The organism is Limosilactobacillus gorillae, assembly GCF_001293735.1.
Classification (GTDB): Bacteria; Bacillota; Bacilli; order Lactobacillales; family Lactobacillaceae; genus Limosilactobacillus; species Limosilactobacillus gorillae.
On record NZ_BCAH01000007.1, the window covers coordinates 63,826 to 78,643 of the forward strand.

Here is a 14,818-nt window from a genome sequence, read left to right on the forward strand (position 1 = left end):
ATTGGTTGCCATTTTCCGAGCAAGTTTCTTGCGTCATACTTTGTGAATCAGAAATTAAGATAAGCTATATGGATCAAAGTTGTCATACCGGCATTCAAGTTTAAGAAAGTTAATTAAACAACTTATAGAAATTACAAGCCTGTGTAATTTTTCACTTTAAATGTAATGGCTTTTTTGATAAAATAAGCACCGTAAATAAAAAGTTATTCGCAACTACAAAGGAGATATAGCATTATGAAGGCAGCTGTTATTAATGATCCCGTTGATGGTTACGTTACGGTAAAGGACGTTCAACTTCGCGACCTTAAGCCTGGGGAGGCCCTCGTCGACGTTGAATACTGTGGTCTTTGCCACACTGATTTACACGTTGCGGCCGGTGACTTTGGTGAAAAGCCAGGCACGATTATCGGTCACGAAGGGGTTGGTCGCGTAAGCAAGGTTGCCCCTGGGGTTACGTCCTTAAAGGTTGGTGACCGGGTGTCAATTGCTTGGTTCTTCAAGGGCTGTGGTCACTGTGAATACTGCCTGACCGGTCGTGAAACTCTTTGCCGGAACGTCTTAAACGCCGGTTACACTGCTGACGGGGCGATGGCACAACAATGTATCGTTCCTGCTGACTACGCCGTTAAGGTTCCAGAAGGCTTGGACCCAGTGGAGGCTACTTCCTTAACTTGTGCCGGGGTTACTATGTACAAGGCCCTCAAGGTTTCAGGCATCAAGCCAGGTCAATGGGTTTCCATTGTTGGTGCCGGTGGTCTTGGAAATCTTGGGATCCAATTCGCTCACAACGTCTTTGGCGCCCACGTTATTGCCGTTGACGGTAACGACGACAAGCTGCAGGCTGCCAAGGAAAACGGGGCTGAAGTGCTGATCAACCGTCACGATGGTAACGTTGATGAACAAATCCAAGAAAAGGTTGGTGGAGTTCACGCTGCCGTTGTTACAGCTGTTAACGCCTCTGCCTTTGACCAAGCCGTTGGCTCCCTTCGTCCAGACGGGAAGTTGGTTGCCGTTGCCTTACCGCAAGGGGACATGCAATTAAATATCGCCAAGACGGTTCTAGACGGGATTATCGTGGCTGGTTCCTTAGTCGGGACGCGTCAAGATTTGGCTGAATGCTTCCAATTTGGTGCTGAAGGTAAGGTTCACCCAATCGTTAAGACCCGCAAGCTTGACGAAATTAACGATATGATCCAAGAATTAAAGGACAACAAGGTTGTTGGTCGGAACGTGGTTGACTTCGTTAACGAATAATTAATTGATTAATTCAATAAGCCGCCCTCAGGGTGGATCCATTAGGTTAGTTCTTAACTTGATAGGTCTGCCCAGGGGGCTTTTTTGTCTTGTGAGACTTCTGGGGGGTCTTGAGGTCAAAAGAATGGTATAATGAAGGTCAAAATTAGTCAGGGATGAGGTGAACACTCTTGGAAGAAAAAAGTATTTCGGACGTGATCGAGGAGTATTTAAAGCAAATTCTCGGTGACTCCGCCCAAATTGAAATTCGGCGTGCAGAGATTGCAAACCACTTCGACGTGGTTCCCTCACAGATTAATTATGTGATCAAAACGCGGTTTACCCCGAAAAATGGCTACCTGGTCCAGAGTAAGCGTGGGGGTGGGGGCTACATCCGAATTGAGCGGGTGAGTCTGCTTGACAATGTCGACGTAATTGAGATGATGATGGATGTGGTGGGGGCGGCCATTAACGAACGAGACGCCTTTGCAATCATCCAGACCCTGTATAAAGAGAAGTTGATTAGCCGCCGGGAGGGGGACCTGATGCTGGCCGCCACGGCCAAGTCGACCTTGGCGCCCCATAGCACCCGGACGGAGGAGAATAGCCTACGGGCTCAAATCCTTATGTCGCTCTTGAATCGGTTACGCTACGAAAGCTAACCAGAAAGCGAGATTTAAATGGATAACAAAAATATCTATACACCAAGCGCTAATAATGTTTTGCAGATCGCCCAGGAACAAGCCCGGTTTTTCAAGCATCAGGCAGTGGGCACTGAACACCTTTTATTAGCCCTGAGCCTTGAAAAGGTGGGGATGGCTGCCACTGTCTTGCGCCAGTTTAACGTCACTAGTGATGACCTTCGGGAAGAAATTGAGCGCTACACTGGGTACGGAACGATGCAAGCCACAACCAGTGATGCCTATCTATCTAACTCGCCAAAGCTACGGGAGATTCTTAACCTAGCAGCCCGCCTGGCTAAACAGATGGGCTCCCGGCGGGTGGGGACCGAGCACCTCTTATTGGCGCTCCTTTCTGATGAAACCATCTTGTCTTCCCGAATCCTGTTAAATCTGGATGTGGAACCAAAACAAGCTCGCCGGATCCTCCTGCGTCACTTAGGTGTTCCGCAAGAGGGGCGCCGCACCCGTCGACCAAACCAAAATGCCAGTCGGCAAGAAGAGGGAGAGGGGCTCACACCAACCCTCGACAAGTACGGCCGTGATTTGACTAAGATCGCCCGTGAAGAAACCTTGGATCCAGTGATCGGTCGGGAAAAAGAAATTAAGCGGGCCATCCAGATCCTTGCCCGGCGGACGAAGAACAACCCGGTTCTCCTGGGGGAACCCGGGGTCGGTAAGACAGCGATTGTTGAAGGCTTAGCCCAGCGGATTGTGGATGGCGAAGTTCCCGATGAACTGGCTGAAAAGCGCCTGGTAGTTCTGGATATGGGGACCCTTGTAGCTGGAACCAAATTTCGGGGTGAGTTTGAGGGCCGGATCAAAAACGTAATCGATGAGGTCTACCAAGACGGTCAGGTTATTCTCTTTATCGATGAACTTCACACCATGATTGGAGCCGGGGGTGCTGAGGGGGCCATTGACGCCTCTAATATTTTGAAGCCAGCCCTCGCTCGGGGCGAACTCCAATTAATTGGGGCGACAACCTTAAATGAATACCAAAAGTACGTGGAAAGTGATGCCGCCTTGGAACGCCGGTTTGCAACGATCATGGTTGAGGAGCCGACTAAAGAACAGGCCCAAAAGATCCTGGCCGGAATTCGTCCCCGCTACGAAAAACACCACCACGCCAAGATTACCGATGAGGCCTTGACGACGGCAATTAACCTCTCTAGTCGTTACATTACCAGCCGCTTCCTGCCCGATAAGGCAATCGATTTGATTGATGAAGCAGGAGCAATGGTGCGTATCAATGGCGAAGAGGCGGGTAGTAAGAAGGGCCACCTGACGGCTAAGCTTGGAGAACTACGGGCGCAAAAGGAAGAGGCAATTACCGCCCAGGACTTTGACCGGGCCGCCGAATTGCGTCACAAGGAACTGACGCTCAAGCAACAGATTGAAAAAGAAGATGAGCGTGAGTCCAAGCTGGCAAAAAGTGGTCGTTTCCCGTACACCGTGACGGCTGAAGATGTTGCTAAGGTGGTTAATGAGTGGACGGGGGTTCCGTTAACCCAGCTTCAAAAGAAGGAAAGCGACCGTTTGGTAAACCTGGAACGACTGCTCCATAAGCGGGTGATCGGCCAAGATGAAGCTGTTTCGGCAATTGCGCGGGCAATCCGGCGAGCCCGTAGTGGTCTAAAGGATCCTAACCGTCCAATTGGTTCCTTCATGTTCCTCGGCCCGACGGGGGTTGGGAAGACCGAGCTAGCAAAAGCACTGGCCGAAGCGATGTTTGGCGAAGAAGATAACATGATCCGGATCGACATGTCCGAATACATGGAGCGTTACTCAACGAGTCGCTTGGTTGGAGCTGCTCCAGGCTACGTTGGTTATGATGAAGGGGGCCAGCTGACCGAACAGGTTCGCCAGCACCCGTACTCGGTGGTTCTGCTTGATGAAGTTGAAAAGGCCCACCCGGACGTCTTCAACCTCCTATTGCAGGTGCTTGATGACGGGGTACTAACGGACTCCAAGGGCCGCAAGGTTGACTTTCGGAATACGATTTTGATCATGACTTCCAACCTCGGTGCCACCCAACTAGCCGATGAAAAAACGGTCGGCTTTGGGGCCATCGATTTGCAGAACAACTATGAGGCCATGTCCTCAGCCATTCGCCAGCAGATCCGTCAGTACTTCCGGCCGGAGTTTTTAAACCGGATTGACGAGACCGTGATCTTCCACTCCCTAACTAAGGAGGAGCTCCACCAGGTGGTTAAGCTCTTGAGTGCCAGCCTGATCAAACGGGTGGCGGAACAAGCTATCAGCTTAAAGATCACCCCGGCAGCCATCGACTTAGTAGCTAATAAGGGCTACAACCCAGAGTATGGGGCTCGTCCGCTACGCCGGGCGCTACAGACGATGATTGAAGACCCACTGTCCCTATCGATGATTGATGGCCAAATTAAGGCCGGCGATAAGGTTACGATTGGGGCGCAACGTGGAAAGTTGAACTTTAAAGTTAAGTCCTCTGATAACGCTTCCCGAAATTTAGTTTTCCAAAATTAAATAATTGATCACTCATAAAAACGCCATCCGATGGGGCTTTCGGGCTCTTGTTGGGTGGCTTTTATTGAAAAATAATTAAAGGATAAGCTAAACTAATTATTGATAATTAACCGGAACAATGTACAATTGGTTATTGGTGAACATACAATGATAAGGAACTAAGTAGTTTAAGAAGGGGAAAACTAATGAAGCGAGCGGAACAATTAGCTAAAACCCGAAAGGCGATTCTACGGACGGCCACCAAGTTATTTTTGGAAAACGGCTTTAATGGAACGTCAACGCGGGACATTGCCAAGCATATCGGAATCACACAACCGGCCCTTTATCATCACTTCAGTGATAAAGAGGTCTTATACCTGGATGTTCTGACGACGTTATGCGGAAAGGTACGCCAAGATATCAACAAGGTGATGCGTAAAGAAGACCTGAATCCAGAGGAGCGAATCTGGGAAATTACCAGGGCCATCATGAAGTACCACAAGTTAAGCGTATATAGTCAATACCAATTTGCCCGGCGGTCTCTAACGGCGAGCTCCCAACTGAAGTTGGATATGATCTTCGTTATGGATTACGTGGAGCCCATTTCGGAATACTTTAGGCTTCCGGAAGTTAACTTGCGTCCAGACTTATTACCAAAGGAAGCGGCAGAACTGTTCATCGCTAGCATGACGCCATTATTTGGGACCTTCCAACAAGTTGGGGGCCGTGCCATCAGTGAAGAACAACGGCAACACATTATTTTGGGTTGCATCCTCCACGGCTTCATTAAGCAAGCATAGCCGTTGACATTTAAAGCGAAAACCTGTATGATACAAGAGTATGTAATTGTGAGTTCAGTGAGCCCCATGATCTCTTGTCCATCGGGCTCTTTATAACAAACCAAAGGCACCTTACCGGGTTGCTTTTGGTTTTCTTTTGCCCAAAAATGGACTTTTGGTGAAATTGTAACCAAAATGTAATATTTGGCTCCTGAACCCGTTTATCAAACTAGAGAGGTGAATAGTTTGGCTGGACACTTAGTTAAGTACGGTAAGCACCGTACCCGTCGTTCTTACTCCCGAATCAAGGAAGTCTTAGACCTGCCTAACTTGATCGAGATTCAAACCGATTCCTACAATTGGTTCATGGACAAGGGTCTGCGGGAAATGTTTGACGACATTATGCCAATCGATGACTTCCAAGGCAAGCTTTCCTTGGAGTTCGTTGATTACCAATTGCTTGAACCAAAGTACACGGTTGCTGAAGCGCGTGAACACGACGCAAACTACTCGGCACCACTGCACGTTACCTTACGGTTAACGAACCACGAAACTGGTGAAATCAAGTCCCAAGACGTCTTCTTCGGTGACTTCCCACTGATGACGGACCAAGGGACCTTTATCATTAACGGTGCCGAACGGGTTATCGTTTCCCAATTAGTTCGTTCCCCAGGGGTTTACTACAATGAAGAAGCCGACAAGAACGGCCGCCCAAGTTACGGTGCCAACTTCATTCCGAACCGGGGAGCATGGCTGGAATATGAAACCGACGCTAAGGGAATCTCCTATGTTCGGATCGACCGGACGCGGAAGCTACCAATCACGGAATTAGTCCGGGCGCTTGGGTTTGGTTCCGACGATGAAATTATTGACATGCTGGGGGGAAACTCCGAGTCCTTGAACGCAACCTTAGACAAGGACTTGCACAAGGAACCGGAAGACACCCGGGTTGAAGAAGCCTTAAAGGATATCTACGAACGGCTCCGTCCGGGTGAACCAAAGACGGCCGACTCCGCTCGTTCCCTATTAACGACCCGCTTCTTTGATCCAAAGCGCTACGATATGGCGCCGGTTGGTCGTTACAAGACTAACAAGAAGCTGCAAATGAAGTACCGCCTGTTGGGGCTGACCCTGGCCGAAACCCTGGCTGACCCAGAAACTGGCGAAATTATTGCCAAGCAAGGTGACGTGGTTACCAAGGAAGTCTTAAAGGAACTGGAACCGGTTCTGGAACAAGATGACTTCAAGATGATCACCTACACGCCGGCTGATGAAGCCGTTGTGACGGCTCCTGTAAAACTCCAAAAGATCTTAGTTTACTCCAAGAACGACCCAGAACGGGTGGTTCCAGTGGTTTCAAACGGTCACATTGATCTGGACTTAAAGCACATCCAACCAGCTGACATTCTGGCTTCCATTAACTACTTCTTGAACCTACAAGAAGGAATTGGAACCACCGATGATATTGACCACTTGGGTAACCGGCGGATTCGTTCCGTTGGAGAATTACTGCAAAACCAATTCCGGATCGGGCTTGCCCGGATGGAACGGGTGGTTCGTGAACGGATGTCCATTCAAGACATTAACACTGTTACGCCACAACAGCTGATCAACATCCGACCGGTGGTTGCCTCCATCAAGGAATTCTTTGGTTCCTCCCAGCTTTCCCAGTTCATGGACCAAACTAACCCGCTGGGTGAATTAACCCACAAGCGGCGTCTGTCCGCCCTTGGACCGGGTGGTTTGACCCGTGACCGGGCCGGTTATGAAGTCCGGGACGTTCACTACACGCACTACGGCCGGATGTGCCCAATTGAAACGCCGGAAGGACCGAACATTGGGCTGATCAACTCCTTGTCATCCTACGCTCGGGTTAACGCCTATGGTTTCATTGAAACCCCATACCGGCGTGTTTCATGGGCTGACCACAAGGTTACCGACCGAATCGATTACCTGACGGCCGATGAAGAAGATAACTTCATCATTGCCCAGGCTAACACGCCACTGAACGAAGACGGCTCCTTTGCCGAAAACGAAATCATGTGCCGTGATAAGGAAGACTATATCGAAACGGCACCGGAAAACGTCGACTACATGGACGTTTCACCGAAGCAAGTAGTTTCGGTTGCCTCCGCATGTATCCCGTTCTTGGAAAACGATGACTCCAACCGGGCCTTGATGGGTGCCAACATGCAACGGCAGGCCGTTCCGCTGATCAAGCCACATGCTCCGTTGATCGGGACCGGGATTGAATACAAGGCCGCCCATGACTCCGGGGTTGCTTTAATCGCTAAGAACAGCGGGACCGTTGAATACGTTGATGCTCGTGAAGTACGGGTTCGGCAAGAAGACGGTACGCTGGACACTTACAAGCTGATGAAGTTCCGCCGCTCCAACGGTGGTAAGAACTACAACCAGCGTCCGATCGTTAAGGTTGGTGAACACGTTGATGCTGATGACGTCTTAGCCGATGGTCCATCAATGGAACAAGGGGAATTAGCTCTTGGTCAAAACCCACTGATCGCCTTCATGACTTGGCAAGGGTACAACTTCGAAGATGCCATTGCCATCAACGAACGCCTTGTTAAAGACGATGTCTACACCTCCATTCACATTGAATCTTACGAATCCGAAGCCCGGGAAACTAAGCTTGGACCGGAAGAAATAACGCGCGAAATTCCAAACGTCAGTGAAGACGCCCGCAAGAACCTCGACGAATCCGGGATTATCCGGATCGGGGCGGAAGTTCACGACGGCGATATCTTAGTCGGTAAGGTAACGCCAAAGGGGGTTACCGAATTATCCGCCGAAGAACGCCTCCTGCACGCTATTTTTGGTGAAAAGTCACGTGAAGTCCGGGACACTTCCCTTAAGGTACCTCACGGTGGTGGCGGGATCATCCAAGACGTTAAGGTCTTCACTCGTGAAAACGGTGATGAATTAGCACCTGGGGTGAACAAGATGGTTCGGGTCTACATCGCTCAAAAGCGGAAGATCCAAGTCGGTGACAAGATGTCCGGCCGTCACGGGAACAAGGGGACGGTTTCGATCGTTGTTCCAGAAGAAGACATGCCGTACATGCCAGATGGGACCCCAATCGACATCATGCTGTCACCAATGGGTGTGCCATCCCGTATGAACATCGGTCAGGTTATCGAACTTCACTTGGGGATGGCTGCCCGTGAACTGGGAATTCACATTGCAACGCCAGTCTTTGATGGTGCTAACGATCAAGACGTTTGGGATGCCGTTAAGGAAGCTGGTTTACCATCCGACGGGAAGACGATCCTGTACGATGGGCGGACTGGGGAACCATTTGAACAACGGGTTGCCGTTGGGGTCATGCACTACCTGAAGCTTGCCCACATGGTTGACGATAAGATTCACGCCCGCTCAACTGGTCCTTACTCACTGGTTACGCAACAGCCACTTGGTGGGAAGGCTCAATTTGGGGGCCAGCGGTTCGGTGAAATGGAAGTTTGGGCCCTTGAAGCATACGGGGCCGCTTACACCCTGCAAGAAATCCTGACCTACAAGTCTGATGACACCGTTGGTCGTGTTAACACCTACCAGGCCATCATTGATGGGGATCAAATTCCAAAGCCAGGGGTACCGGAATCCTTCCGCGTGCTGGTTAAGGAACTACAATCCCTGGGGTTAGACATGAAGGTGCTCGACGACAAGCACGAAGAAATTCAGCTTAAGAGCATGGACGAAGACGTTGCTGACGTTCGGAAGATGGCTCGTCGTAGCCATGAGCAGCAAGAAAAACAGACTGCTCAAGCGGCGAGCGCCCAAGACGAAGCCAAGCAAGATTAGGTTCGCCACTTAGGGATTAAATAAGGAGGATTATCCTTTGATTGACGTCAATAATTTTGAAAGTATGGAGATCAGTCTGGCTTCACCAATGAAGATCCGGAGTTGGTCTTACGGTGAGGTTACCAAGCCGGAAACGATCAACTACCGAACTTTAAAGCCAGAAAAAGATGGTCTCTTTGATGAACGAATCTTTGGCCCGACTAAGGACTTTGAATGTGCCTGTGGTCGCTACAAGCGGGCACGCTATAACAAGCGGGTCTGTGAACGTTGTGGGGTCGAAGTTACCTCTGCCAAGGTTCGGCGTGAACGGATGGGACATATCGAATTGGCAGCGCCAGCTTCTCACATCTGGTACTTCAAGGGGATCCCAAGTCGGATGGGGCTGGTCTTAGACATGAGCCCACGGGAACTAGAAGAAGTAATTTACTTTGCTTCCTACGTTGTTCTTGATGCCGGTGACACCGGTCTGGAAAAGAAGCAATTGCTTTCCGAAGCACGTTATCGTGAACTGAAGGAAGAATACGGCAATCGCTTCACCGCCGAAATGGGGGCTGAAGCCATTCAGAAACTGCTGGCCGACGTGGACCTTGAAAAGGAAGCCGCGGAATTAAAGGCGGTTCTGAAGGAAGCCACTGGTCAGAAGCGGACCCGGGCCGTTCGGCGCCTGGATATTTTGGAAGCCTTCCTGAAGTCTGGCAACAAGCCGGAATGGATGGTCATGGACGTAATTCCAGTAATGCCGCCTGACTTACGGCCGATGGTTCAACTGGAAGGTGGCCGGTTTGCTACTTCTGACTTGAACGACCTGTACCGGCGGGTTATCAACCGGAACAACCGGTTGAAGCGCCTGTTAGAATTACACGCCCCGGGCATCATCGTTCAAAACGAAAAGCGGATGCTTCAAGAAGCCGTTGACGCCCTGATCGATAACGGGCGGCGTGGTCGTCCGGTTGCCGGCCCTGGTAACCGTCCGCTCAAGTCCTTGTCCCACTTACTTAAGGGGAAGCAAGGGCGGTTCCGCCAGAACCTGCTCGGGAAGCGGGTTGACTACTCTGGTCGTTCCGTTATCGATGTTGGTCCGTCCATGAAGATGAACCAAATGGGGCTGCCAGTCCCAATGGCCATGGAACTCTTCAAGCCATTCATCATTCACGAATTAACGAAGCGCAACTTGGCTACCAACGTTAAGGCTGCCAAGCGGATGATTGACAAGCGCGATGAGAAGGTCTTCGACGTCTTAGAAGATGTTATCAAGGAACACCCCGTTCTCTTGAACCGCGCCCCTACCCTTCACCGGTTAGGGATTCAGGCCTTTGAACCAATCCTGGTTTCCGGGAAGGCCATGCGGTTACACCCGCTGGTTTGTGCCGCTTACAACGCCGACTTCGATGGGGACCAGATGGCCATTCACGTTCCACTGTCCGACGAAGCGCAAGCCGAAGCCCGTCTCTTAATGTTAGCTGCTCACCACATCCTTTCACCTCGTGACGGGGAACCAATTGTGGCCCCATCCCAGGATATGGTTATCGGTAACTACTACATGACGACGGAAGACAAGGCCCGTGAAGGGGAAGGCATGATCTTCAAGGATACCAACGAAGCACGCATGGCTTACCGGAACGGGTATGTAGCCTTACAAACTCGGGTTGGGGTGCTGACTTCTTCCTTTGACAAGAAGCCATTCACCGACGAACAACGCCAAAAGATCATGGTGACCTCCGTCGGGAAGCTTCTCTTCAATGCCATCATGCCGGAAGGCTACACGTACATCAACGAACCAAGCAGCGATAACCTGCAAAACGGGGTTCCAGACAAGTACTTCCTCGAGCCAGGGGAAGACATCCACGCTTACCTGGAAAACGCACCGTTAGTTCCGCCGTTCAAGAAGGGCTTCTTGTCTGATATCATTGCCGATGTCTACAAGATCTACAAGGTGACCGTCACCTCCCAACTCCTTGACCGCATCAAGGACCTTGGTTACTATGAATCAACGATTTCTGGTTTGACGGTCGGGATTGCCGACGTTACCGACTTGAAGGAAAAGCCGGCCATTATCGAAAAGGCCCACAAGCAGGTTGCCTTGGTTACCAAGCAATTCCGGCGTGGGTTGATCACTGATAACGAACGGTACGAACGGGTCATTGGGATCTGGAACGATGCCAAAGATGAAGTTCAAAATAAGCTGATCGAACACATGGATATCCACAACCCAATTAACATGATGTCCGACTCTGGGGCGCGGGGGAACATCTCCAACTTTACCCAGTTAGCCGGGATGCGTGGGCTGATGGCTTCCCCATCTGGTAAGATCATGGAACTGCCGATCCTCTCCAACTTCCGGGAAGGTCTTTCTGTCTTGGAAATGTTCATTTCCTCGCACGGGGCCCGGAAGGGGATGACCGATACGGCCTTGAAGACTGCCAACTCAGGGTACTTAACCCGGCGGCTGGTTGACGTGGCCCAAGACGTGATCGTTCGTGAAAAGGACTGTGGCACGGATCGTGGGCTGGAAGTATCAGCCATCACCAACGGTAACGAAATGATTGAACCGCTTTACGACCGGATCCTTGGTCGTTACACGATGAAATCCGTCTTTGATCCGGAAACTGGTGAAAAGATTGTTGGCAAAAACGTTCTGTTGGACGAAGAAACCGCTCAACAGATCATTGATGCCGGGGTTGAAAAGGTTACGATTCGGTCAGCCTTCACTTGTAACACGGAACACGGGGTCTGCGAACGTTGTTACGGGCGCAACGCCGCTACCGGGGACCAAGTTGAAGCCGGGGAAGCAATTGGGACCGTGGCCGCTCAATCAATCGGGGAACCTGGTACCCAGCTGACCTTGCGGAACTTCCACACCGGTGGGGTTGCCGGCAACGATGATATTACCCAAGGGCTTCCGCGTATCCAAGAAATTGTGGAATCTCGGAACCCGAAAGGGAAGGCAACGATCTCCGAAGTTACGGGACAGGTTGTTGCCATCGAAGAAAACCCAGCTGAACAAACCAAGGACGTTACCATCAAGGGTGAAACCGATACCCGGACCTACACCCTGCCGATCACGGCGCGGATGCGGGTTGCAGAAGGTGACGATATTCACCGTGGTGGTGCCATTAACGAAGGGTCAATTGATCCAAAGGAAATGATTCGGGTTCGCGACGTATTGTCCACCGAAACTTACCTCCTTTCCGAAGTGCAAAAGGTTTACCGTATGCAGGGGATCGACTTGCTGGATAAGCACGTTGAAATCATGATTCGGCAAATGATGCGCAAGGTACGGGTTATGGATCCAGGTGACACCGATGTCTTGCCAGGTGAACTGTTAGACATCAGTCAATTCCGGGATGCCAACTACAAAACCTTGATCTCCGGTGGGATTCCGGCCACTGCCCGGCCAGTTATCCTCGGGATCACCAAGGCCGCCCTTGAAACTAACAGTTTCCTTTCGGCTGCCTCCTTCCAAGAAACGACGCGTGTCCTTACCGACGCCGCCATCCGGGGCAAGAACGACCCGCTGGTTGGTCTCAAGGAAAACGTCATCATCGGGAAGATCATTCCAGCCGGGACCGGGATGGGTGCTTACCGCAACATTAAGCCCAAGGAAGTCAGTGTCAACAACACCGCTTCCGATGGGGCTTACACCTCGATCCGCGAAATGGAAGAACAATTAAAGGATCAAGACTAAGCGCTTGATTTGATAAATGAAAAGGCCTATCAAACCATCACGGTTTGATAGGCCTTTTGTTGTGGCTACAGTTGTTTACTAGCACGGTTGATTAAGTCTTTAAAGATTAGTTGGGATTCCGGCGTGTGTTTAAACATGTTTTCCGGGTGCCATTGAACGGCCAGGATTTGGTCGGAGTCGATTGATTCAATGGCCTCGATAACCCCATCGTCAGCCCGGGCAACCACCTTTAAGCCGGGAGCAAGTTCATGAACGGATTGGTGGTGACGGGAGTTGATGTAGATTCGGTTACCAACTAATTTTTGCAGCTGAGAGCCGGGTTCAATGTTAACGTGGTGGGTTGGAAGGTTACCAGGGGCCAATTGATGGTGCTTCAGACGAGCGGTGGGGTCTTCGGAAAGATCCTGGTAGAGAGTTCCACCAAGCCCAGCGTTGATTAGTTGCAACCCTCGGCAGATCCCCATCACCGGCTTACCGGCGGCGATGGTAGCTTTGAGGAGGGCGATTTCAAAGAGGTCACGCTTACGGAAGGTTTCCCCAAGTTCGAAGTGGGGTTCTTGTCCATAGAAGGTGGGATCAACATCAAACCCCCCGAGCAACAACAGGCCGTCAAAGAGGTTAACGTAGGAAGCGGCGGTTTCCGGATCGATCGTGGGGAGGACAATTGGTTGTCCCCCGGACTTAGTGATTGCCTTGATGGCTGGATCAGGGGCAAAGGCAGCGTTACGTAAGTTGATGATGCTGGTTGCCTCGGTGTATGTATCGGCGGGTAAGGCAATCATTGGTTTTTTCATTAGTGAATCCTCTCGTAGTCGTTAGTGTATTGTCATAGTCTAGGTGAGGCTGGCCCGCATGTCAAATATTCTGATTAGATTTCAGTGAGAAGATGCTCAAAGAACCAATTAATGATAGGCTATTAGTTGTGAATTTGGTTGAAAAGGAGAAGAAAATTGAAGAAGTATCGAGTTGAAGTTCCCCAAGCCGCGCGGAACCAGCTAGAGATAAAAGAAGATGAACCCCTTGCAATGTGGGTAGAAGGCAACCAATTGGTGATTCGCCCCTTGCGTTTGATAGATAGCTTGCCCCAAATTAAGTTACGCTGGTACATTGTGCCGGCCCTCTTATTAACGGTCCTTTTTTACGCCGATACCCTCAATCACGGGCGCCACTTGATCCCATTAGTGGGGGGCGAAGATTCGGTGGCCTCAACGAGCCTTTATTTGGCAACTTTGAGTGGGGTGCTGGCCTTTGCCATTACCTTCATTAGCCAAAAGCTTCATCACCAGGGCCGGGCCCAGGAGTTTTCCTGGCGGGCGTTGATTACAATCTTGATTGCCTGCGGTACGATCACGGCCTTTTCCCTGGATGCCGGCGCCTGGCTGGTGGGCTCCTTGTTTCAGGGGGCTAGTTTTGATGTCTACACCGCCGGAGCACTGATTTTTTTAATGATTGCGATGGTCACCTACATCATGATTAACCTGGCGTTAACCATTTCACCAGGGGTGATTACCAACCTGATGACCTTTATGATCATTGGGGGGATGGTCTTTTCAATGCTTACCAACTCCAAGAAAGACTGGTGGCGTCATAACTTTAGCTTCTTAGGGACCACTCACTCCTCTAACAGCTGGCAGTTCAATATCACCCTGATTTTCTCGGCGATGCTGATGCTAACCCTGATCGACTACCTTTTTGTGAACCTCTCCAAAAAATACTCAGACTGGCGGATCCAGGTTACCCGTTGGCTGCTTAACTTAATGGCGGCCTGCCTGGGCGGGGTGGGGCTGTTTCCCAACAACCCGCGCTTCCACATTTTCCACGATCGGATCGCCATGTGGATGGTTTACACGATGCTGATCCTGGTGGTGGTGATTCGTTGGACGATGGTACCAATCATGAATAAGACCTTTTTGACCCTGTCCTACATCATCGGGGCGGCAATGGCGGTTAGCTTCATTGCCTTTAAGTTTATTCACTACTTATCCCTAACGGCCTTTGAAATGCTGGCCTTTGGACTGGCCCTATCGTGGGTGCTCCTGCTCTTTCAGTTGATCGGGACGGTGGTGCAGCGCGACGTTCGGCTCTTTGATATCGAACTAGTGAGTGAAGAAGAAGAGTAATGTCAACTACGCACCGAA

The 14,818-nt window shown here is 50.6% G+C and carries 8 protein-coding genes; 7 read left to right on the top strand and 1 reads right to left on the bottom strand.

Annotated features, from left to right (window positions below; genetic code table 11):
* The first annotated feature begins 234 nt into the window (after window positions 1-234).
* The 6 genes from adhP to rpoC all read left to right on the top strand — a co-directional run bounded on the left by adhP (window position 235) and on the right by rpoC (window position 12,680).
* On the top strand, window positions 235-1,254 hold the full coding sequence (gene adhP, locus AOQ57_RS01385; RefSeq protein ID WP_093624465.1) for an alcohol dehydrogenase AdhP: 1,020 nt from the start codon (window positions 235-237) through the stop codon (window positions 1,252-1,254).
* A 170-nt stretch (window positions 1,255-1,424) separates the two neighbouring features.
* Entirely contained in the window at window positions 1,425-1,895 is a 471-nt protein-coding gene (locus tag AOQ57_RS01390; protein WP_093624467.1) for a CtsR family transcriptional regulator, read from the top strand.
* 18 nt (window positions 1,896-1,913) lie between these two features.
* Window positions 1,914-4,418, top strand: a complete 2,505-nt coding sequence (locus tag AOQ57_RS01395; RefSeq protein ID WP_093624469.1) for an ATP-dependent Clp protease ATP-binding subunit — start codon at window positions 1,914-1,916, stop codon at window positions 4,416-4,418.
* A gap of 185 nt (window positions 4,419-4,603) precedes the next feature.
* Complete coding sequence (locus AOQ57_RS01400; RefSeq protein ID WP_093624471.1) at window positions 4,604-5,197, top strand: TetR/AcrR family transcriptional regulator; 594 nt, start codon at window positions 4,604-4,606, stop codon at window positions 5,195-5,197.
* Window positions 5,198-5,413: 216 nt separating this feature from the next.
* Window positions 5,414-8,995: a DNA-directed RNA polymerase subunit beta gene (rpoB, locus tag AOQ57_RS01405; RefSeq protein WP_093624473.1), complete on the top strand. Its 3,582-nt coding sequence runs from the start codon at window positions 5,414-5,416 to the stop codon at window positions 8,993-8,995.
* Between the two features lie 37 nt (window positions 8,996-9,032).
* Window positions 9,033-12,680: a DNA-directed RNA polymerase subunit beta' gene (gene rpoC, locus AOQ57_RS01410; RefSeq protein ID WP_093624475.1), complete on the top strand. Its 3,648-nt coding sequence runs from the start codon at window positions 9,033-9,035 to the stop codon at window positions 12,678-12,680.
* A 65-nt stretch (window positions 12,681-12,745) separates the two neighbouring features.
* Here rpoC and AOQ57_RS01415 read toward each other — a convergent pair whose 3' ends face one another.
* Window positions 12,746-13,474 (bottom strand): gamma-glutamyl-gamma-aminobutyrate hydrolase family protein, encoded by a 729-nt coding sequence (locus AOQ57_RS01415; protein ID WP_093624477.1) that lies wholly within the window; start codon window positions 13,472-13,474, stop codon window positions 12,746-12,748.
* Between the two features lie 156 nt (window positions 13,475-13,630).
* Between AOQ57_RS01415 and AOQ57_RS01420 the strand changes: the two genes are divergently transcribed.
* Entirely contained in the window at window positions 13,631-14,800 is a 1,170-nt protein-coding gene (locus AOQ57_RS01420) for a DUF998 domain-containing protein (protein WP_093624479.1), read from the top strand.
* Window positions 14,801-14,818: the final 18 nt, after the last annotated feature.

Coding starts and splice junctions, on each gene's coding strand:
- adhP (WP_093624465.1), top strand. CDS start 235: ATGAAGGCAGCTGTTATTAATGATCCCGTTGATGGTTACGTTACGGTA.
- AOQ57_RS01395 (WP_093624469.1), top strand. CDS start 1,914: ATGGATAACAAAAATATCTATACACCAAGCGCTAATAATGTTTTGCAG.
- AOQ57_RS01415 (WP_093624477.1), bottom strand. CDS start 13,474: ATGAAAAAACCAATGATTGCCTTACCCGCCGATACATACACCGAGGCA.
- AOQ57_RS01400 (WP_093624471.1), top strand. CDS start 4,604: ATGAAGCGAGCGGAACAATTAGCTAAAACCCGAAAGGCGATTCTACGG.